This window comes from Marinobacter halotolerans, assembly GCF_008795985.1.
Lineage (GTDB): Bacteria > Pseudomonadota > Gammaproteobacteria > Pseudomonadales > Oleiphilaceae > Marinobacter > Marinobacter halotolerans.
The window spans coordinates 940,979-961,451 of record NZ_VMHP01000002.1 but is presented as its reverse complement, the minus strand read 5'-3'; the positions used below and the strand labels follow the sequence as shown (position 1 = coordinate 961,451).

17 protein-coding genes and 1 tRNA gene are annotated in these 20,473 nt (G+C 56.7%); 13 read left to right on the top strand and 5 right to left on the bottom strand.

Going from position 1 to position 20,473, the window contains the following annotated elements; genetic code table 11:
• Positions 1-150: 150 nt before the first annotated feature.
• From FPL19_RS14765 to FPL19_RS14750, 4 genes are all read left to right on the top strand, one after another.
• Entirely contained in the window at positions 151-1,020 is an 870-nt protein-coding gene (locus FPL19_RS14765; protein ID WP_150913529.1) for a putative selenate ABC transporter substrate-binding protein, read from the top strand.
• On the top strand, positions 1,020-1,670 hold the full coding sequence (locus FPL19_RS14760) for an ATP-binding cassette domain-containing protein (protein WP_150913527.1): 651 nt from the start codon (positions 1,020-1,022) through the stop codon (positions 1,668-1,670). The genes FPL19_RS14765 and FPL19_RS14760 overlap by 1 nt, the downstream gene beginning before the upstream one ends.
• 8 nt (positions 1,671-1,678) lie before the next feature.
• Positions 1,679-3,145, top strand: a complete 1,467-nt coding sequence (locus FPL19_RS14755) for a PhnE/PtxC family ABC transporter permease (RefSeq protein ID WP_150913525.1) — start codon at positions 1,679-1,681, stop codon at positions 3,143-3,145.
• 167 nt (positions 3,146-3,312) lie between these two features.
• Positions 3,313-3,927 carry a hypothetical protein gene (locus FPL19_RS14750; protein WP_150913523.1) on the top strand — a complete coding sequence of 205 codons (615 nt, stop codon included), beginning with the start codon at positions 3,313-3,315 and terminating at the stop codon, positions 3,925-3,927.
• Here the strand turns inward: FPL19_RS14750 and FPL19_RS14745 are convergent.
• Positions 3,924-4,220, bottom strand: a complete 297-nt coding sequence (locus FPL19_RS14745; protein WP_150913521.1) for a hypothetical protein — start codon at positions 4,218-4,220, stop codon at positions 3,924-3,926. The genes FPL19_RS14750 and FPL19_RS14745 overlap by 4 nt on opposite strands.
• 177 nt (positions 4,221-4,397) lie before the next feature.
• Between FPL19_RS14745 and FPL19_RS14740 the strand changes: the two genes are divergently transcribed.
• From FPL19_RS14740 to FPL19_RS14720, 5 genes are read left to right on the top strand one after another with little or no spacing between them, the layout of a single operon-like run.
• Complete coding sequence (locus FPL19_RS14740) at positions 4,398-5,318, top strand: ABC transporter ATP-binding protein (protein WP_150913519.1); 921 nt, start codon at positions 4,398-4,400, stop codon at positions 5,316-5,318.
• 27 nt (positions 5,319-5,345) lie between these two features.
• Positions 5,346-6,107, top strand: a complete 762-nt coding sequence (locus FPL19_RS14735; protein ID WP_150913517.1) for an ABC transporter permease — start codon at positions 5,346-5,348, stop codon at positions 6,105-6,107.
• Positions 6,104-6,583, top strand: a complete 480-nt coding sequence (locus FPL19_RS14730) for a DUF192 domain-containing protein (protein ID WP_225314447.1) — start codon at positions 6,104-6,106, stop codon at positions 6,581-6,583. Before FPL19_RS14735 ends, FPL19_RS14730 begins: the two co-directional genes overlap by 4 nt.
• 37 nt (positions 6,584-6,620) lie before the next feature.
• Positions 6,621-8,087 carry a patatin-like phospholipase family protein gene (locus FPL19_RS14725; protein ID WP_150913515.1) on the top strand — a complete coding sequence of 489 codons (1,467 nt, stop codon included), beginning with the start codon at positions 6,621-6,623 and terminating at the stop codon, positions 8,085-8,087.
• A gap of 4 nt (positions 8,088-8,091) precedes the next feature.
• Positions 8,092-9,000, top strand: coding sequence for a DMT family transporter (locus FPL19_RS14720; protein WP_150913513.1), 909 nt, complete (start codon positions 8,092-8,094; stop codon positions 8,998-9,000).
• Here FPL19_RS14720 and FPL19_RS14715 read toward each other — a convergent pair.
• From FPL19_RS14715 to FPL19_RS14705, 3 genes are all read right to left on the bottom strand, one after another.
• Positions 8,959-12,489, bottom strand: a complete 3,531-nt coding sequence (locus tag FPL19_RS14715; RefSeq protein WP_150913511.1) for a GGDEF and EAL domain-containing protein — start codon at positions 12,487-12,489, stop codon at positions 8,959-8,961. The two genes, FPL19_RS14720 and FPL19_RS14715, sit on opposite strands and share 42 nt — an antisense overlap.
• A gap of 144 nt (positions 12,490-12,633) precedes the next feature.
• Positions 12,634-12,720 (bottom strand) — tRNA-Leu (locus FPL19_RS14710).
• Between the two features lie 81 nt (positions 12,721-12,801).
• Positions 12,802-13,425, bottom strand: a complete 624-nt coding sequence (locus tag FPL19_RS14705; RefSeq protein WP_150913509.1) for a class I SAM-dependent methyltransferase — start codon at positions 13,423-13,425, stop codon at positions 12,802-12,804.
• A gap of 93 nt (positions 13,426-13,518) precedes the next feature.
• On the opposite strand from FPL19_RS14705, the gene FPL19_RS14700 reads away from it, so the two are divergent.
• From FPL19_RS14700 to cydC, 4 genes are read left to right on the top strand one after another with little or no spacing between them, the layout of a single operon-like run.
• Positions 13,519-14,970 carry a cytochrome ubiquinol oxidase subunit I gene (locus FPL19_RS14700; RefSeq protein ID WP_150913507.1) on the top strand — a complete coding sequence of 484 codons (1,452 nt, stop codon included), beginning with the start codon at positions 13,519-13,521 and terminating at the stop codon, positions 14,968-14,970.
• Positions 14,958-15,959: a cytochrome d ubiquinol oxidase subunit II gene (gene cydB / locus FPL19_RS14695; protein WP_150913505.1), complete on the top strand. Its 1,002-nt coding sequence runs from the start codon at positions 14,958-14,960 to the stop codon at positions 15,957-15,959. The genes FPL19_RS14700 and cydB overlap by 13 nt, the downstream gene beginning before the upstream one ends.
• Positions 15,960-17,630 carry a thiol reductant ABC exporter subunit CydD gene (gene cydD, locus FPL19_RS14690; RefSeq protein ID WP_150913503.1) on the top strand — a complete coding sequence of 557 codons (1,671 nt, stop codon included), beginning with the start codon at positions 15,960-15,962 and terminating at the stop codon, positions 17,628-17,630.
• A complete protein-coding gene (gene cydC, locus FPL19_RS14685) occupies positions 17,623-19,236 on the top strand; it encodes a thiol reductant ABC exporter subunit CydC (RefSeq protein ID WP_150913501.1) in 1,614 nt (537 codons plus the stop codon). Before cydD ends, cydC begins: the two co-directional genes overlap by 8 nt.
• On the opposite strand, the gene FPL19_RS14680 is transcribed toward cydC, so the two are convergent.
• The gene (locus tag FPL19_RS14680) at positions 19,233-20,471 is read right to left on the bottom strand and encodes a saccharopine dehydrogenase family protein (RefSeq protein WP_150913499.1); all 1,239 of its coding nucleotides are present in this window, start codon (positions 20,469-20,471) and stop codon (positions 19,233-19,235) included. The genes cydC and FPL19_RS14680 overlap by 4 nt on opposite strands.
• Between the last annotated feature and the right edge of the window lie 2 nt (positions 20,472-20,473).

Genomic DNA, 20,473 nt, shown 5'->3' with positions numbered 1-20,473 from the left:
CAGTTCAGAAACAGGAAAACCCGATTTGCTCGTGCGATCGTATAGCTGTTCCGGGTATGCGTAAATAACGGTATCCTGTGGTCGCCTTTTCCCAAGGGCAGCCCGGAAAGAACTTGAACAAACTAATCCCTGACGCGAAGGACATTCAAAATGGTATTGAATTCAATAAGGAAATTGGCCGCCGCAAGTTTGTTGCTGCTTGCTTCATCGGCCACTGTTTCGGCCCAGACGCTGGTGTTTACAGCCATTCCCGACGAAGACGAAACCAAACTGGTTGAGCGCTTCCGTGGCATTGCGGACTATCTGGAGGAAAAACTGGAAGTCGATGTGCGCTACGTGCCGGTTAAATCCTACGCAGCTGCCGTTTCCGCATTCCGCAACAACCAGGTCCAGCTTGCCTGGTTCGGGGGCCTATCCGGCGTTCAGGCGCGGTCTCTGGTTCCAGGCTCACAGGCCATTGCCCAGGGCGTAGAAGACCAGGCCTTTAACTCCTACTTCATCGCCCATAAGAGCACTGGTCTGGAAGAAAGTGAAAATCTGCCCCAAGAGCTGCGTGGCAAAACATTCACCTTCGGCTCGAAGGGATCCACGTCCGGACGTCTGATTCCGGAATATTACATCCGCGAAGCGTTTAACGAGGCGCCCCAGGATGTATTCTCACGTGTTGGCTTCAGTGGAAACCACACCAAGACACTTCGTCTTGTGGAGTCAGGCACCTATGACGTTGGCGCCATCAATTACTCTGTCTGGACCAAAGAGCTAGAAAACGGCAACATCGATACCGATGCGGTAAAAGTCATCTGGACAACGCCAAGCTACCCGAACTATCAGTGGACCATCCGCGGTGATGTGGATGAGCGTTTCGGCGATGGTTTCATGCAGCGCGTCCAGGAAGCACTGCTTTCGATGGAAGACAAAGAACTTCTCAATAGCTTTCCCCGCTCCGGGTTTATTCCTGTCTCGAATGACGCATACAAGCCTATTGAAGTCGTAGGGAAACAGATCGGAATCATTGATTGATGTCAGGATTTGATCTTGATGCCCTGACAGCATCGTTCAGCGGAGAGCGGGTCATCGGCCCGCTCTCTCTGAATGTGAAAGACGGTGAACGGGTCGGCCTCGTTGGTCGCAGTGGCGCAGGAAAGTCGACGCTGATTAATCTGATCCATCAGCGGGTTGGCCGAAACTCATCCCTGGTGCCGCAGGACCTCGGCCTGGTCAATGCGCTCCCCGTTTTCCACAACGTGTTCATGGGACAACTGGATAGCCATTCAGTCTGGTACAACTCGGTGACCCTGATTCGCCCGTTTTCAAAAGACGCGGCTGCAGTACGCGGTCTGCTGAAAGAACTGTCCATGCCTGAAAAGATATGGATGCCTGCGGCTTCGCTGTCGGGTGGCCAGCGTCAGCGGGTGGCTATCGCCCGGGCGTTGTTTCGACAGTCTCCCCTGCTGCTTGCGGACGAACCCGTGTCGGCCCTGGACGGTCCCACAGCACACCTGGTCATGAAGCTGCTCAGTGAGCGGTTCTCAACCAGTGTCATTGCATTGCATGATGTGGAGTTGGCACTCAAGTACTGTACCCGCATCGTGGGAATTCAGGACGGTCAGGTTGCGCTGGATGAACCCAGTGACAAACTGGCGCCTTCAGACATCACTCCGCTTTACTGATGTCTTTCATGTTCTCCTCACCCACGGTACGAATCAGCTTTCTTTTCCTTGCCATTGCCATTATCGGGCTGGCGTTTGCTGACATCGCGATTACGGCCGCAAACCCCTGGAGAGATCTGGGGAGCTTCTTCATGGGCGTTTTAACGCCAGATTTTTTCAGCTCTGAGGGTGTCGCCGTCGCGCTTCTCAGGACGGTCGCGTTTGCCTTCGTAGGTGTCGCCCTGGGCAGTGTATGCGGTTTCCTTTTGTCGCTGGTGTACCGCAACGTTGCAGTGAGGACCTTCTGCGCCTTCATCCGGGCCATTCACGAGCTCTTCTGGGCGTTGATCTTTCTGCAGTTCTTCGGCTTTCACCCCCTGACCGGGGTGCTGGCAATCGCTATTCCCTACTCGGGTATTTTTGCCAAGGTCTATTCCGAGATTCTTGACGAGGCCGATCCCACGCCGGGCAGGCTACTGCCACCCGGTACCGGTGTTGTTTCAGCGTTTCTGTTCACGCGCATCCCCGACTGCTGGGTTCAGTTGCGCACCTACACAGCCTATCGCCTCGAATGCGGCCTGCGCTCAAGCGCGATTCTCGGGTTTGTGGGTCTGCCGACACTCGGGTTTTTCCTCGAGTCTGCCTTTTCGCAAGGGCACTATTCCGAAGCCGGCGCCATGCTCATCCTGTTCTATGTGCTAATCGCCACCATGCCACTCTGGGTCAGACCCAAACTCTTGCCCGTCTATGTGTTGGGTGCACCCTTTTTCCTCGGCGAGGGTTTTCCCATTGTCTGGGGCAACGTGGAGCGATTCTTTACCCAGGACATCGTGCCGTCACCCATTAAAAACAATGAAGGGCTGTCAGGCCTGATGACCTGGTTGAACGATCTGATGGTGACCGAGGCACTGCCCGGCATCCTCAACACAGTGGTGTTGACGCAGATTGCGCTGGTCGCCACCGGCATCCTATCGCTGCTGGCTTTTCCGTTGATTTCCACGCACTTTGGTGGTCCGGTGCGGCGTACTGGCGGCCATATATTTCTGGTTATTGCCCGCTCAACCCCGGAGTATATCCTTGCCTATATCATGCTCCAGCTATGGGGGCCGTCGATGTTGCCGGCCATTGTCGCCCTGGCGCTTCACAATGGCGGCATTATCGGGCATCTGATTGGCCGGCAATCCAGTGCCATCGGGCTTCGGCCGGATGCCCCCGTCGGCTTCAACCGCTATACCTATGAGCTGGTACCAAGAGTTTACCGGTCGTTCCTGGCGTTTCTGTTCTATCGCTGGGAAATCATCATGCGCGAGACCGCCATTCTCGGCATTCTGGGTATTTACACCTTGGGTTTCTATGTCGATAGCGCCATCCAGAACATACAGTTCGACCGTGCCATGGTATTGATTGTCATCACCGCTCTTCTGAACATCGGTGTCGATATTCTCGGACGCTATATCCGCCGAAAATTGGCCCTTCAGACCATGCCTACGTGCTAAGCCTGCCTACCCCATCACAGTTCCGGAGATTGTAAGCGTCATTCAGGCCAATAGTATTTCTTGGCCCATGAAACATTTGGTTACAATTGGTTTCCAGCGTTTACATTCGACGCCGATGCTTTCTTACAACGAACGCCTGCTTGAGTAAAAGCAGTCAGGAACCTCTGATGCTAAGTAGTCTGATCATTCTTCTGGAACTGGGGCTTTTTTCGCTTTTGCTGTTGCTGGCTTTTCGCGTGCTGAGCCTGAATCGCAGTGAACCACTGGTACCGGCTGTGTCGTCCGAGCAGCCTCGCGATCAATTCCAGTCCGCATCCAGCAGAGTGACTTCCGGGTTCAGGGACTACGACGCAAAAATCCCCTCGCCGGGACGTTCATCTGCGAAACACAAGCTGGACAGGTGCGAGTTGATTTCCCAGTTACATATTCTGGCCAGCCTTCAGGAGCGGGACTGCAAACAACAGGGACTTGAAATCGAGGCGGCCCATCTGGCTATTCGGGAATACGCGGTTTGCTGGCTTTACGGGGCGGCCTGTGCCTTGAGCCGGCCTGGCAGCCGGAATGCTGACTCGTTGGCAATGACCGTCAGCCAGTTTGCAAGCCGAAAAGTGGGGATCAAACAACCGGATGCCCTGGTGGTCATTTCAACGCTGACACGCCACTCAACATTCCTGGCATGTTTCAGAAGTGGGGTTGAAGGCGCGGAATTCTGGCAAACCCATCACTTCGTGCCCCGTGAGAAGAGCCTTTTCGACGCCATTACGTCGAACGCCTTTATCTAATCCGTTTTTACCAGTTCCCAACCGTTACCCAAACCCTGCACATCCGACTCGTCGCCCGAGCTTTCGGGGATACCGGCCACGTCCGGCTTGCCGAAGCTGCCGTCTTCATTCCGTATCATTGAGTCAACATCCACCGAACGGATCAGATAGGTCACGCCGTCCACGATCACTTTTGAACGGTGACTCAGTCCGAAGATGAAGCGGCAGTAGTCGAGTTTCAGCTGAACCAGGTCCTGCTCGGCCTTCTGAATTTTCCGCAACAGAACTTTTTGTACGCTATCGCCGTAATCCATGGTCTGGCTTTCCCCTTTTCGGAGATCTCTGATTGGAGATCCGTTTCTGTGATTGCAGAATTTTACACAATCTGCCGGATCCTTTGCGGTAATTCTTCACCAATTGCAAAGCTTCCTATATGAACAGTGGGCATGAGAAACTAGCCTGCTTTTAACCCGCAGCCACAGGATAACCCAGTGCAACCGGACATTTCCGTAAAACACCTGAACAAAACCTATGGTGACGGCTTTCGGGCCCTTAAAGACATAAACCTGGACATCGAAAGCGGCGAGATCTTTGCCCTGCTTGGCCCCAACGGTGCCGGTAAAACCACGCTGATCAGCATTATCTGCGGCATTGTGAATCTCTCCTCAGGAGAGGTAAAAGCCGCCGGATACGATATCATCCGGGACTACCGCCAGGCCCGGCAGAGCATCGGGCTGGTGCCCCAGGAGCTGAACACCGATTCCTTCGAGACCGTCTGGGATACGGTCACGTTCAGCCGCGGCCTGTTTGGCAAAGCGCCCTCGCCCGCTCACATTGAGCAGGTATTGCGGGACCTGTCGCTCTGGGACAAACGCAACAACCGGATCATGTCCCTGTCTGGCGGCATGAAGCGTCGCGTAATGATCGCCAAGGCGCTGTCCCACGAACCCAAAATCCTGTTCCTGGACGAGCCTACCGCCGGTGTGGACGTCGAACTGCGCCGGGACATGTGGAACATGGTGCGGAAACTCCGTGAAAATGGGGTCACCATCATCCTCACCACCCATTACATCGAGGAAGCCGAGGAAATGGCTGATCGCATCGGCGTGATCCGGGACGGCGAGATTATCCTGGTGGAGGAAAAAACCAGCCTGATGAGCAAGCTGGGCAAGAAGGAACTACGACTCCACCTCCAGAAGCCGCTGGACCAAATGCCTGGCGAGCTATTGCTTGAACCGGTGGAGTTGTCTGCCGATGGCTACGAGCTGATTTACAGCTTTGATTCCCAGGAAGAACAGGCAGGTGTTGCCAGGCTGCTCAGAAAACTCAGCGAGATCGGTCTGGAATACCGGGACCTGCAGACCCGGGAAAGTTCCCTGGAAGACATCTTCGTCAACCTGGTTCACGAATAACCTCTACCATCAAGGAGCCTTGTCCTCATGAACCTTCATGGTGTGAGTGCAATCTACAGATTCGAAATGGCCCGCATGCGTCGCACCCTGATGCAGAGTGTCGCCTCCCCGGTAATTTCCACCTGCCTTTATTTCGTGGTGTTCGGTTCCGCCATTGGTAGCCGCATGGGCGATATCGACAACATCAGCTACGCCGCCTACATCATCCCCGGGCTGGTCATGCTGTCGCTGCTGATGCAGAGTATTTCCAATGCCTCCTTCGGGATCTATATGCCAAAGTTCTCCGGCACCATCTATGAAGTGTTGTCGGCGCCGGTATCCTATGTGGAAGTGGTGTTGGGGTACGTGGGCGCTGCTGCCACGAAATCGGTGATTCTCGGCGTGATTATCCTGATTACCGCCCGGCTGTTCGTGGATTACAGCGTATTGCACCCCTTCTGGATGTTTGCTTTCCTGGTGCTGACCGCCATAACCTTCAGCCTGTTCGGATTTATTATCGGCATCTGGGCCGACGGCTTTGAAAAGCTCCAGATTGTTCCGTTGATGATTGTCACACCGCTGGTTTTTCTTGGCGGTACCTTCTATTCCATCGATATGCTTCCGGAAGTCTGGCAGACCATCAGCCTTTTCAATCCCGTGGTGTACCTGATCAGCGGCTTCCGCTGGGCCTTCTACGGCGTGTCTGATGTGCACGTGGGCATCAGCGTGGGAATGACCTTCTTCTTCCTTACGGCTTGCATGGTAGGTGTCTGGTGGATTTTCAAAACCGGCTACCGGCTGCGTTCGTGAAGCGAACCCTGCTTCCGCTTCTATGCCTGCTGTTCTCAGGCTGCCTGGCGGCGCTGCCGGCCGTCGAATCCCTACCGGTGGAACAGGCGTGCCTGGTTGGTTCAGGGCAGGCCATGCCGATAACCGTTGAAATCGCGGCAACCCCTTCTCAGCGCAGTCGGGGGCTGATGGAAAGACAGACACTGGCCCCAGACGCCGGAATGCTGTTCGTCTACACCAGCGAGCGCCAGCCCAATCAGAGCTTCTGGATGTACAGGACGCTGATACCGCTGGATATCGCCTACATGGATGATCAAGGCTTCATCCGCGCGGTTAAACAGATGCCGCCCTGCCCGCCCGCAAAAGGCGACGACTGCCCCACCTTCCCAGCCGGAGTTCACTACTTCCAGGCCCTGGAAATGAACCAGGGCTTCTTTGAGGCCAATGGATTCGGCATAGGCGACCGGCTTTCCCGTAACCCTTCGGATTGTCGCTAGGCGACCTGCATGGGCCTACTGATGTACCCTGTAGGTTATGAAAAATACCAGAAAACAACGTCGTGAACTGGAAAAGCAACTGACCAGGGCGACCTCCTACGATAAGTGGTACGACATCGCCAGCCAGCTTGATGAGCTGGAAGGTACCCTGGCGTGGCGTGCAGAGGGTGGTTGCGAGCTCTTACATGAAACCCTGATACGCGACCATATCGACGCTATGAGGCGCTGCCGCGAAAAAGGCGACACCAGGGCCCTTACACGGGTACTTCAGGAAAGCCTGTATCGTCACCTGGGTGAAATCGCTAATCCGGACCTATACGCCGTTGCCTGGACAGGCACGAAATACCTGATCACCGAGTTTCTTGATGAAGTGGAAAATTCCATGAACTTCATCTGCGACCACGACATGCCCGGTGTCAGCGAACAACAGAAACTGCGGCTCTTCCGCGATGCGGAAAGGGTGTACGGGCGCCCCGCACTAATGCTCAGCGGCGGCGCCGCTTTCGGGATCTACCACATTGGCGTGACCCGCGCCCTGTGGCGCCAGGGCCTGCTGCCGGATGTCATCGCCGGCTCCAGCATGGGCGCGATTGTGGCCGGCGCCATCTGCACCCGGAACAACCAACAGTTGGAGCGCTTCTTCAATGAGCCCGGCGAGATTCATCTGGAAGCCTTCCGCTGGCTGGAACCGGCGCGGATCTGGCGTAAAGGCCACGCAATGGACCAGTCGCAGCTGCTCCACCATATCCACACCAACATTGGCAGCACCAGTTTCCAGGAGGCGGCCGCTCACAGTGGTCGTACCCTGAATATATCCGTATCCCCCACCAGAACCCGCCAGAAGCCCAGGTTGCTGAATAATCTGGCCTCTCCCGAGGTTCTTGTGGATTCTGCCATTCTGGCGTCCTGTGCGGTGCCGGGCATTTACCCGCCGGTCACCCTACAGGCCAGGGATAGTGATCGGGGCGAGAGCGGCCGCAAACCCTATATGCCCACGGAGCGCTGGATCGACGGCAGTGTGCATGGTGATCTGCCACTCATGCGCATGGCCCGGCTACACAACGTCAACCGCACCATCGTCAGCCAGGCTAACCCTCACGTGCTGCCGTTTATCAGCCATCACCACCAGCGTGGTCCGCGGGCCTCAGCAAAACAGGCGGCGGCATCACTGATGCACGCCCAGGTGGCCACAACACTGAAACTCACCCGCAACAGCTGGTCGTCAACTATGCTTCGACCGTTACTGGAACAAGCACATGCCATGGCCACGCAAACCTACCTTGGGGATATCAACGTGCAGTTTCCGTTTCGGCCCTTGATGTACCGCAAGCTGCTTGCCAATCCGGACAGCGATGACCTGGAAACCTATATCCGCCTTGGGGAACAGGCGACCTGGCCCCGCCTGGCCATGATTCGTGACCAGACCCGCATCAGCCGCACTTTCAGCGATTGCATCGCAAGGCTGGAGAAAGCCTGCGCCTCAAACGATACAGCCCCGGAGTAACCCTTTGGAAAACACGCGGGTTAAAGGCCTGACCATCGCTGCGCTGGGCGTACTCTTCATTCTCCCGGATGCGTTGCTGGTAAAGATCACCAGCGTAGAGCCGGTCGTCTTTCTGTTCTGGCGGGGACTGCTGCTGGCCACCAGCTTTCTGCTGATCAGTGCGGCGCGATATCGAAGCCGGCTGGCTCAGGAGGTCCGCAAGTGCGGCCGCAAGGGGATCTACTGCGCCGTGGCCTTTTCGCTCAGCACGCTCGGCTTTGTGATGGGCATGAAAAACACAGCCGCCGGCAACGTTCTGGTCATCCTGAACATGGCCCCCATGATCGCCGCGCTGATTGCCTGGCTTGTGTGGAAGGAAACCCTGCCTTGGCGAACCTGGGTGGTAATTATTGTCTGTGTAGCCGGCGCAACACTGATGGCCATCAGTGAATGGGGCCGCGGCGACCCCATCGGCCTGATTATGGCCGGTGTCGCAGCCACAGCCCTGGCGACCAACCTGAACGTCGCTCGCTCAAAACCGGAAGCGGACATGAGTGTGATGCTTATGTTTGGCGCATCCCTGGTGGCCGTGGTTGCAGCACTGCTGGGCGGTGCTGTCTTACCCTCAACACGTGACCTGCTGTTCATCGCCCTGCTCTGTCTGGTGTTCCTGCCGGTGTCGAGCATCATGATCCAGATCGGCCCCCGGTATATTCCCGCTGCGGAGGTGAGCCTGATGCTGCTGATGGAGACCGTCTTCGGGGCGCTTCTGGTGTGGATATTCCTCGGCGAGGTACCGCCGGAAATGAGCTTTGTGGGCGGGGCTATCATCTTTACGGCACTGGCCATACACGGTTGGCTTGAAGTACGACGGTACCGCAAAGCCAAAAGGCTACAGTTTGAACTGGGCGGCGGCGCTCGCGGACGCGGCTGATTCCAGCGCGCCAACAACCGGTTTGCGCCACTGGCTCGCCCATCTCAGCAGCGCGTCTCCAGGGATCGGTCGGGATAACCAGTAGCCCTGGCCGTAATCACACTCCAGGTCTATCAGCACATCATAGTGTGCGGACGTTTCCACGCCCTCCGCAATCACGGGCAGGTTAAAAGATTTCGCCAGGCCCAATACGCCGCGCACAATCGATAGATCATCCGGATTCTCCAGCATGCCACGAACAAAGCTCATGTCGATCTTGAGGTAGTCCAACGGTAGCTGGCGCAAATAGGTGAGTGATGAATAGCCGGTACCGAAATCATCCAGGCCGAAGGTCACGCCCAGGGCGCGACACTGTTCGATTACCCCGGACACCGACTGAAAATCCTCCAACGAAGAGGTTTCCACAATCTCGATTTCAAAATCCCCTGGCTGCAGCTCCGGAAAGCCTGCCAGGATACCTTTCAGTCGGTCAACGAAGTCCTTCTGGGCCAGGTGAAACGGGTCAATATTCACACTGACAGACAGGTTCAGCCCCTTCTGCCGCCATTGCGCTGACTGCTCTAGTGCTGTCCGGATCACCCACTCTCCCACCGCGTTACCAAGCGAGTGCCGCTCGATCACCGGCAGGAATTGGTCGGGTGACAGCAGGCCACGGACCGGGTGCTGCCAGCGAATCAGCGCTTCCACACCGATCAGTTCACCGGTTTTCAGATTGACCTTGGGTTGATAGAAAAGAACGAACTCGTCGTTTTTCAGCCCGCCCTCTACCCGTTTCAGATCGTCGAACAGATCCCGCACCGCCCGTTCGCTGTCGGCATCGTAGAAGCAGCACTGGTTTTTCCCGCTCTGCTTGGCCGAATACATGGCCTGGTCGGCCTGACGAAGAAGCTGCTCGGCATCCAGGGATTCTCTCTGGGGGTAAACGGTGACGCCAATACTCGCCGTCAGGCAGATGTCTCCACCAAAAATCCGGCTTTCACGGGACACCGCCGTCAATATGCGGTCCAGAAGCACCTGGCAGGATTTAACGCCAAACGCCAATGGCACAACTACCACAAACTCATCACCGCCGAATCTCGCCAGGGTGTCCCCTTCCCGCATCACGCCTTTCAGTCGACCGGCAACGATCCTAAGCAGTTCGTCGCCAACCGCATGGCCATGGCCATCGTTAACCTGTTTGAAACCGTCCAGATCAATAAACAGAACCGCCAGTTCCGACCCGTTGCGGTCGCAATGAATCATCGCCTGCTGAAGACGGTCACTCAGTAAAGTCCGATTAGGCAGTTTCGTCAGTGGATCAAACTTGGCCATGCTTTCCAGCTGGCTCTGATACTCCTTCAGCTCGCTGATATCGTTCAGGATGTACACGTAACGGTGGGTATCGCCCTGATTGTTCTTCACCGAGCTGATGCTCTGACGAACACAGTTGGTTTTGCCGTTCTTGTGACGTATCCAGGTGTCAGTCACCGACTGATCCCTGGGCAGATTGTCGTCGAATCTCGGGCTGAGATCAGACACCACCTCCAGCTCGGAGAGCAGCTCCCTAACCTGTCTGCCGCGGGTCTCATCCACAGTGAAACCGGTGATTGAAGTAAAGGCCGCATTACAGTCCATCACAATGCCCGAGGCATCTGTCAGAATAATGCCCTCGTTGGCGCAGCGGAACACGTTGGCCGATTCCCGAAGCTTGTATTCGGCGTAATAGCGCTCAATGATGACAGAGACAATGCTTGAGGCACGTTTGACCACTTCAAGGTCGTTCACTGACCACTGACATCCGTCGCGATAGAACGAATGCACGTTGCCAATGGGTACCTTGCCGGAATCCACTATCTCAGTGGACGCTGGCGGACATTGCCGGTAGTGCTTTAGTGGTCGCCCCGTGACATCCAGATAACAGGCAAAGTGCAGATCGCAGTTCGCCTCCATGACCTCCGAGCGTAGCTCTATGGCACACCGCATGCCGGGAACCAGGGATTCCACATTGCGGGCCAGTGCCACCAGAATTTCATCAAGCAGACCATTGTCCGCGATACGCTCAAGCGCTTCACTGCCGACCTTTTCAATATGGGCAATTTTCCTCTGTTCGGTGATGTCCGTCTCAACGGCAATGAACCCCGCTAACTGGCCAGTCTCGGAAAGCAGCGGTTCGCAATTGATCCGGATCCAGTAGGGATTGCCCTGCCTGTTGTAGTTCAGAAGCTCTTCTTCAAAGGACTCCCGACGGTCCAGGTGCTCTCTGATTCGGGAAACCGTTGTCGGGTCGGTGTCCCTGCCCTGCAGAACATCTCCGGGCCTGCGCCCACGGAGTTCGTCCAGCTCGTAGCCGCTGAATCGGGTAAAACCACGGTTTACCCATTCAATCCGACCTTCCACATCCGTGGTAATGATGCCGTTGGTGGAACTGTTGATCAGGGTCGACAGTCGCCAGATCGGGCGGGTAAGCAGGTTACTCATCAATCGGGCAACGGCAACCGCCAGGAGGAGCAAACCCCCGAGAAACCCCAGAAACCCAAGACTGACCTTATCCATCTCCTCGGAAACCGACCGGGCACTGCGCCGCACCAGAATATCCACCGGCGGCTGTGTCTCCTCCCGTTTAACGAGTTGATAACTGCCCTGCCTGAAACTCTTGATTCTGGAAGGCTCATCGGCTGGTTTGATGTGATCAAGCCTGGGGTCGAGCGGTGCCGCTCCTTTGTCGCCCACGGGCCGGATTTCCACGGTCGTGTTGTGTGGCAGTGAGTCGACAAACTCGGCCCAGGCCAACTCGGTATACTCTGGACTGGATTCGATAAAACCTGCCACCTTTTCCAGGGTATAGGCCAACTGCCTCTGGATCTGATCTTCCTGGGTCTGTTGGCGGAAAGCGGCGAATTGAAGGATGGGAATGGTGCCGGCGACCAGCGCAATCATTAGTGTAGTGTGAAAGATAATCCCCCGGATCTGAGCACTGACCAGATAGGCCATTGAGATCCGTTGATGCAGAAGCTGGAAGAAAAACAGGAAAATACCGGCCACAGCCGCATTGAACACGCCATTGAGCATTTGCTTGAATGCCATCAGAAAGGCCGTCTCAATCGGTATGCCCAGGGCAAAACTGTAAAGTACCAGCGTTGCCGGAATACCCACCAGAAACCAGAAGAGCGCGTCTGCAACAAGCAGCGATTTGTCGGTTCTGCGGCAGACCTGAAGCACAAACACGCACTCCGCCACAAACACCAGCAACGCATAGGGGTGCCCCCACAGAACCACGGTATAGAGCCCGGACGCCACCGCTACAACAATAGCCGGCCAGGTGCCCAGCGTCGCTATGGCGATCAGCACGAAAACCGAGCCGAAAATGAACTGGACACTATAGAAAAGCGGAACCGCCAACAGGTTACCGGCAACGGCTAACAACGCCAGTAAGGCGGTGGCAGCAATGAGTTTCAGAGGAGAAGAAATCGCAGGTTCTTGCTTGCGCGGAAAAACGGGATTTTCTGCCACATTGCTCACCCTGAAGGTAAAAGAGCGCAAGAGCGATCAGAAAGATCCCTTTTCTTTTCGTTGTTTTAAATCGGGCCTATAGGCTTTGATTATAGTGCACTTCAGGCACAAGCAAGCAATAGTTATTTCATTGCGACGATGAAGTGGTGCCCGGGGCCGGACTTGAACCGGCACGACCTAACGGTCAACAGATTTTAAGTCTGTAGTGTCTACCAATTTCACCACCCGGGCACGGGAGGGGATGGAACGGGCAGGATTGTATAAGGCCCTGCTCTGTAACGCAATTGAGATCCGGACAGGTATTCGCGGCAGTCAGGCAGACTTTACGGCTCGTCCTTTATAAATGTAGCCGGCGATTTTCGGGGCTTTGGGGACGTACAGATTCTCCAGTTCCAGAATTTGAAAACCGGCCTGGCGGATCAGTTCCGCTATGTTGCGGTTAAGGTGGCAGCCGCCAGCGAGCTTTTTCCAGCCAGGGGTGATGCGATTCTGCCATTTGCGGATGCTCTGGTCGGGGGATTCACCATGCTCAAGAAACAGCAGTTCGCCGCCGGGTTTGAGTACCCGCGCCATTTGCTCCAGGGCCGCGCTCCAGTCCGGGATGGTGCAAAGGGTGAAGGTCAGCAGAACGGTATCCACAGAATTGTCATCCAGCGGAATCTGCTCCCCCGGCAGGTCCAGCCATTCCACTTTAATCGGGGATCGGGCGAGATTGGGTTTGGCTTTCCGCCGCATACCATCCGAAGGTTCCAGGCCGTAGACCATGTCGACCTGATCCGGGTTGTAGAATTCCATGTTGATGGCCGAGCCCATGCCCACTTCTAGCACCCTGCCCTTCGCATGGGGTACAACCTGGCTTCGAAGCTTCATGATCTGGCCCATGGAACAGGCCCGATCTATGAGATGGGGGAGTATGCGATCCTCGTAAAAACTCATTTTCTTACCTATGCTTTTTTCAATATTAAGTCGGCTCTGCATTACGGCCTGTCGTTTCTTTGATTTGACCTGAATGTTTTGGGAGGGACTCAATTGGAACTCGACCCCCTTATACTCTCACGGATACAGTTTGCCTTCGTAGTAAGTTTTCACGCTATTTTTCCCGTATTTACCATTGGTCTCGCCTGCTTTATTGCCACGCTGGAAACGCTGGGGTTTATGACCAAGAACCCCGTATGGATCAAACTCTCCACTTTCTGGACCAAAGTGTTTGCGGTGGTTTTCGGCATGGGCGTGGTCTCCGGCATTGTGATGTCGTTCCAGTTCGGCACCAACTGGAGCAACTTTGCCCAGGCCTCGGCCAACTTTCTTGGTCCGGTTTTGAGCTACGAGGTGCTCACTGCGTTTTTTCTGGAAGCAGCCTTTCTGGGCGTATTGCTGTTTGGGCGTGACAAGGTGCCTCCTGGCATTCACATGTTTTCCGCCATGATGGTCGCCTTGGGCACGATCATTTCAACCTTCTGGATTCTCTCCGCAAACAGTTGGATGCATACCCCGGCCGGCGTTGATCTGCGGGACGGCGTTTTCCAGGTGACCTCCTGGGCCGAGGCGATTTTCAACCCCTCCTTTCCCTATCGGTTTCTTCATATGGGCGTGGCGTCTTTTCTCACCGGCAGCTTTGTGGTCGCCGGCGTCAGTGCCTGGTACTTGCTAAGAGGCCGGGAAGTGGAGGCTAATCGAAAAGCCTTGTCTATCTGCCTGTGGTTCCTTCTGCTAATCGCGCCTGCCCAGGCCGTTATAGGTGACTTTCATGGGCTGAATACGCTGCAGCATCAGCCCATGAAAGTCGCAGCAATGGAAGGCAACTGGGAGACGTCGCGCCAGGTGCCGTTGTTACTTTTCGCCATTCCTGATCAGGAAAATCAGACGAATCACTTTGAAGTCGGAATACCTGGTCTGGCCAGCCTGATTCTTACCCATGAATGGGATGGTGAAGTGCCAGGCCTTGAGGAAGTAGCCGTTGACCAGCAGCCACCGGTGTCCATTGTGTTCTGGTCATTCCGGGTGATGGTCGGCCTCGGGCTTCTGATGATTGCGTTTGCAGTGGCAGGTCTGCTTCTTCGCCCGGGCGGCCGATACTGGCGTACCAACTGGTTCCTGCAGGGTTTGCGGTTAATGAGCATAACGCCCTTTATCGCTGTGCTTGCCGGCTGGTTTGTAACGGAAATTGGCCGTGCACCCTGGTTGGTCTACGGCATGATGACTCACGCCGAGGGCCTCACCCCATCACTGACAGGCAGCATGGCCCTGTTTACCCTGATCGGCTATGTGCTGGTTTATGCCCTGGTTTTCTCCGCGGGGCTCTATTATCTGATGCGGGTGCTGTACGTAGGCCTAGAAGACCACGAGGAATCCGGAGAAAGGGACACGAAACGGCCGAGTCGGCCTTTCTCGGCTGCCGATGTACCTTTCGAGTTCGACACAGCCGGCACCGGTAACACCAAATCGACTCATCAGGGAGGCCCGTCGTCATGGAGCAGTTAACCCTGCCTTTAATATGGGCATTCATCATCGGTTTTGGCGTCATCATGTATGTCCTGATGGATGGCTTTGATCTGGGAGTGGGAATCCTGTTTCCCTTTGCCCCGAATGAAGAAAGCAGAGACATCATGATGAACACAGTTGCGCCGGTCTGGGACGGCAACGAGACCTGGTTAGTGCTTGGCGGTGCAGGATTACTGGCTGCATTTCCGCTGGTTTACTCTATCCTGCTTCCCGCGCTCTATCTTGGGGTATTTCTTCTTTTGGCAGGGCTTATTTTCCGGGGTGTGGCCTTTGAGTTCAGGTTCAAGGCGAATAGATCCCGGTATCTGTGGAACTGGTCGTTTGCAGGCGGCTCCACCGTTGCAGCACTGGCTCAGGGCGCAGTTGTCGGCGCCTATATCGAGGGATTTGAAACCGCCAATGGCGTGTTCGTGGGCGATGCGCTTGATTGGCTTACCCCGTTTAGTCTGCTGACCGCCATGGGGCTTCTGGCAGGCTATGCACTACTGGGGGCAACATGGTTGATCATGAAAACTGAGGGCCAGCTTCAGGAATGGGCGTACCGCATCACAGTGCCGCTGTTGATGGCAGTTCTGGCTGTATTTGCAGTTATCAGCGTTTGGACCCCCTTTGTAGACGAGATGGTCCGTGAGCGCTGGTTTTCAAATCTGACCGTTATCTGGGTTCTGCCAGCGTTCTCTCTCGGATTTGCCTTTCTGATTTTCCGATCTGTACGTAAACGGCTCGAAGGCTTGCCCTTTGTGGCGACCATGGGCTTGTTCGTCTCAACCTATCTTGGGCTCGTGGTCAGCCGCTGGCCCTATGTAGTGCCGCCGGACTATACGCTTTGGGATGCTGCTTCGGCACCGGAATCGCAGCTCTTTCTTTTAATTGGCCTGATATTCGTTCTTCCGGTCATTCTTGGCTATACCGCCTGGACCTACTGGGTCTTTCGCGGCAAGGTCCGTGCTGGCGAGGGTTACCACTAGGTGTCGGAGCCGCAGGCGGTAAAGCACTGGCTTGCGGAACTGGCCCGCGGCAACCGGCGCTGGATTTGGGCGACGGTAACGGCGGGCACAGTCGCGGGCGTTGCCACTATCACCCAGATGGTTCTGCTGGCATGGATTGTTCATCGGGGTGTGATTGACGAGGGTGCCGTTAGCGAGCTTGGCCCGATCTTCATTGGGCTGGTTCTGGCCATCCTCGCGCGCGCTATCGGCCAGGGCTATCAGACACGGTTTGCCGCCCGCTGCAGTGAACAGGTAAGACGCCAAGCCCGGCGACAGATTCACCGGCACTGGCAGGCCACCGGGCCGGTCGCGTTGGGGCAGTCCTCTGCGGGCACGCTGGCGCGGGAATGGATTGATCATGTGGACGCGTTGCACGGGTACTTTTCCCGCTTCCTGCCCCAGATGGCCCTGTCGGTGATCCTGCCCCTGATGATTCTGGCGCTGGTGTTCTGGCTGGACTGGCTGGCGGGCGTCTTCCTGGTGCTGTCAGCACCACTGATTCCATTGTTTATGGCGCTGGTGGGCATGGGCGCGGAGAAGCTGAACCAGCAGCATTTTGAAACCATCAGCCGCCTGTCCGGCCAGTTTCTGGACAAGGTGCGCGGGCTGACAACCCTGCAGCTGTTTGGCCAGACGACAGGCGCTGCCGAGCTTATTCGCCAGCGCTCGGACTATTACCGGCGTATCACCATGAAAACCCTGCGGGTCGCGTTTCTGTCTTCGGCGGTTCTGGAGTTTTTTGCCTCGGTGGCCATTGCCGTGATTGCCATCTACATCGGGTTCGGCCTGCTGGGTTATATCAGCTATGGCCCGTCCGATAAGCTGACGCTTTTTTCCGGTCTATTAATCCTTTTGCTGGCGCCGGAATTCTTCCAGCCGCTACGCACTCTCTCCCAGCATTACCATGACCGGGCGGCGGCCATGGGCGCCAGTGCAGAGATCCTGGAGCGGCTGAATACCCCGACGGAAAGCGACCCTCTCCCTGAAGCACCTGCCAATGTAACCAATTCCGACGTCATTGAACTTAAATCCCTCAGCAAGTCTTTCCGGGCAGAACAGACGCTTTTACGAGAACTAAACCTGGTCGTCCGCCAAGGCGAGGTCATTGCCCTGACAGGGCCCTCCGGGGGCGGCAAATCCACCCTGCTGCATCTGCTGGCAGGGTTCATGAAGCCAGACAGCGGCACCATGCATCTGTTCGGTCAGGCGCCCGGCAGCTTCCGCTTTGGCTGGCTGGGCCAGAAAGGTTTTCTGGTTCAGGGCACATGGGCCGACAACCTTAGGCTGACCACGCCGGATGCCTCGGATATCGCCATTGCAACGGCCCTTCGCAACGTTGGCCTGGGGCCGCTGCTGGATAGCCGCAAGGCCGGTATTCACAGCCCGGTATCAGAAGACGGACAGGGGCTTTCCGGCGGCCAGGCACGGCGCCTGAGCCTGGCCCGGATCTTTCTGGCCGACTACGACCTGATTCTGCTGGATGAACCCACCGCGGGGCTGGACAGCGACAGCGAGGTGTTCGTGCTGGAAGCCCTGCACAAACTGGCCATGGCCGGCAAAACCCTGGTTTTCTCCACCCATCATCACGCCCTGCTGACGCTGGCCAACCGCGTGCTGCTGGTATCCGGTGGCGAGGTGCGGGATGCGTGAACTGAAGCCCTGGCTGCAACTTGTCTTCAAACGCCCCCGGCGGCTGGTGACCGGCGGGTTCCTGATACTGGCTACCCTGCTCTCCGGCATTGCCCTGCTTGCGGTGTCTGGCTGGTTCATCACCAAAACGGCGCTGGTGGGTCTGCTGCTGGCCGCCGGCATTGCCGCCACCATTAACCTGTATGTTCCCGGCGGCGCCATCCGTTTCTTTGCGGTCTCCCGTACGGTCTTCCGTTATCTGGAGCGGGTATACAACCACGACACCGTAATGCGCCTGCTGACCGATATCCGCGTGGCATTGTTCCAGGCGTTAGCGGTCTCAGGCCGCAGCCACCGCGGCGGGCTGACCGGCGCCCAGTGGCTGTCGCGGCTGACCAGCGACGTCGACGCCCTGGATACGCTCTATCTTCGGCTGATCGCCCCGACTGCCCTTGCTGCCTTCGTGACGCTGCTGGTAGTGGGTTTGGTGGCTGTACTGTCTAATACGCTTACCGCTCTGCTGTCCGGTTTGATCCTGCTTTCAGCGCTGGTGGTTGCCTCCATAGGCGTCTACCTTCGGACCCGCCATATCGCCGGCCGACACAGTGACCAACAGGACGCGCTGCGAAACTCCGTTGTCGAGCACATTGAGGGCTTTGCAGAACTCACTGCCGCCGGCCGGTCCGGCAAACATGAAGCACGGCTGATGCGTCAGGCCCGTCAGCTCGCTTCCGAACAGGCCCGGGCTGATGTCCGTGTTGGCTGGCATCTGGCCGCCACCCACTGCCTGGTGAATCTTTCTGCGGTGTTCGTCCTCTGGGCGGGGTTTGCGCTTTACCAGGCCGGCAGCCTTTCTGGGCCGGTGCTGGTACTTTTGCCCATTACCCTGCTGGGCCTGGCGGAAATCTACGGCATGTTGCCGGACGCCTTCGGCAAGCTGGGGTCTACACTGGCCTCCGCACGGCGACTCAACCGGGATTGCCAGCCTCAGCAGCCACTTGATACCGGCGAGCCCTTTAACCTGCTCCCCGGCGTCGCCCTTCGGGCAGATAATCTGACCGTTAGACACCCCGGCCATGCACCGCTGTTTACCCATTTCAACATTGAGATTGAGGACGGCGAACATATCGGTATTGTTGGCCATTCCGGCAGCGGCAAATCATCGCTGGCGGATACCCTTGCCGGGCTGCTTCCACAGCATGGCCGTGTTGCGTGCCGGGGTCTGGTGTATTTGACACAAAAAACCGTCCTGTTCGAGGACACGTTAAGGGCCAATCTATTGCTGGGCGCGCCCATGGCCACAGATACGGAGCTGTGGAGCATGTTGCAACAAATGGAACTGGCGGAGCGATTTCACTCGGAAGCGGACCAGCTTGATACCTGGCTTGGAAGCGGAGGCAGCCGGCTGTCCGGAGGAGAAGCACGGCGTGTGGCGCTGGCGCGGGTACTGCTGAATCCGGCGCCGGTGGTTATGCTGGACGAGCCCTTCACCGGCCTTGATGTTGATACAAGGGCCCGGATCTCAGAGCGGATGAAGGCGATTCTGGAAGGCAGAACCTTTATCAGCCTGGCTCACGGGCCGGACGCCCTTCCGGGCACCGACCGCGTGATCCATCTGAACGTCTAGCTGGTTTCCAGAAGCTCGAACTTCAGCCCGGCCTTGCTGGTCAGGCGGTCGAACAGCTTGCCGTCCAGCAGGGAGGCGGGTGTCCAAATGCCACCAGGCGCGTCGGCCACATCGAACGCCAGGCACATACCGGCCTCGCCCAACATCTTGCTGGTAGAGCCATAGCCCGGGTCACGATCGCCCACCACTTTGGTCTTAATGGTTTTGCCGTCCTCGGTTTTGCCAACAAAACGCAGGTCGTAATAGCCATTTTCCTGGGCTTCGGGGCTCGGGCCCTCACCGGGTTTGGGAACGAACTTCTCGACCAACCAGCGGGATGGTTTAAATGCCGATGCAGTCACGAAACCACCGAGTGCAGCGGTGACGCCGTAGGCCGTCAGACGGCCTTGGAGGCCACGGCCAACGATCATGGCTTCATCGTAGGTGAATTCCTTGCCATAACGGGCATCCTGCAATGCATTGGAGCGATGAACGATACGGTTATTGATCGCACTCATCACAAAGGGTGCCAGCCAGACGCCCAGCTCACTATCATAAGCAGCCCCTTTAAGATTGGGCTGGCGGGTTTCGGAGCGATGGCCCTTCGGACAGATTGAAAAAGGATTGGCCATCTCTTTGCGCAACGCTGGATCTGCAGCGGCCTCTTTCACGGCGTTGACCAGACTGGCCACGGTGCCGCCGGAAAACTCACCTTTGGCCGCTTTCACGCGCATGCGAACGTCGCGACAGGGCGCGCCAAATGTCTGCTCAGCCTGCTGTTGCAGGAACCACACGCCCATGTCGGACGGAATGGAATCAAAACCGCAGCTGTGAACGATGCGAGCACCGGAGGCCTTGGCGGCGTCCTCGTACTTGTCGACCATCCTGCGAATCCATTGGACTTCGCCGGTAAGGTCACAATAATCGGTACCGGATTCCGCGCAGACTTTCACCAGCGGCTCGCCAAACAAGGCGTAGGGTCCGACGGTGGAAATAACCACACGGGTCTGGTCGCACATCTCCTTGAGGGCAGTCTCATCAGCGGCATCTGCAACGATCACGGGCAGTTTTGTTGCGGCCTTGCCCAGATCCGCCTTGAGGGCATTCAGTTTGTTCTGCGAACGGCCCGCAATGGCCCATTTCAGTTCCTTATCGGTACCGTAGGTTTTCAGCAGATAGTCAGTCAGAATCTGGCCGACAAAGCTGGTCGCTCCGAATACCACTATGTCGTAGTTTGTGTCCGTTTTATCGCTCATTT

Excerpts from the sequence above, each read along its gene's own strand:
- FPL19_RS14765 (WP_150913529.1), top strand. The coding sequence starts at position 151 with ATGGTATTGAATTCAATAAGGAAATTGGCCGCCGCAAGTTTGTTGCTG.
- FPL19_RS14760 (WP_150913527.1), top strand. The coding sequence starts at position 1,020 with ATGTCAGGATTTGATCTTGATGCCCTGACAGCATCGTTCAGCGGAGAG.
- FPL19_RS14755 (WP_150913525.1), top strand. The coding sequence starts at position 1,679 with ATGTTCTCCTCACCCACGGTACGAATCAGCTTTCTTTTCCTTGCCATT.
- FPL19_RS14750 (WP_150913523.1), top strand. The coding sequence starts at position 3,313 with ATGCTAAGTAGTCTGATCATTCTTCTGGAACTGGGGCTTTTTTCGCTT.
- FPL19_RS14745 (WP_150913521.1), bottom strand. The coding sequence starts at position 4,220 with ATGGATTACGGCGATAGCGTACAAAAAGTTCTGTTGCGGAAAATTCAG.
- FPL19_RS14735 (WP_150913517.1), top strand. The coding sequence starts at position 5,346 with ATGAACCTTCATGGTGTGAGTGCAATCTACAGATTCGAAATGGCCCGC.
- FPL19_RS14725 (WP_150913515.1), top strand. The coding sequence starts at position 6,621 with ATGAAAAATACCAGAAAACAACGTCGTGAACTGGAAAAGCAACTGACC.
- FPL19_RS14705 (WP_150913509.1), bottom strand. The coding sequence starts at position 13,425 with ATGAGTTTTTACGAGGATCGCATACTCCCCCATCTCATAGATCGGGCC.
- cydB (WP_150913505.1), top strand. The coding sequence starts at position 14,958 with ATGGAGCAGTTAACCCTGCCTTTAATATGGGCATTCATCATCGGTTTT.
- cydC (WP_150913501.1), top strand. The coding sequence starts at position 17,623 with ATGCGTGAACTGAAGCCCTGGCTGCAACTTGTCTTCAAACGCCCCCGG.
- FPL19_RS14680 (WP_150913499.1), bottom strand. The coding sequence starts at position 20,471 with ATGAGCGATAAAACGGACACAAACTACGACATAGTGGTATTCGGAGCG.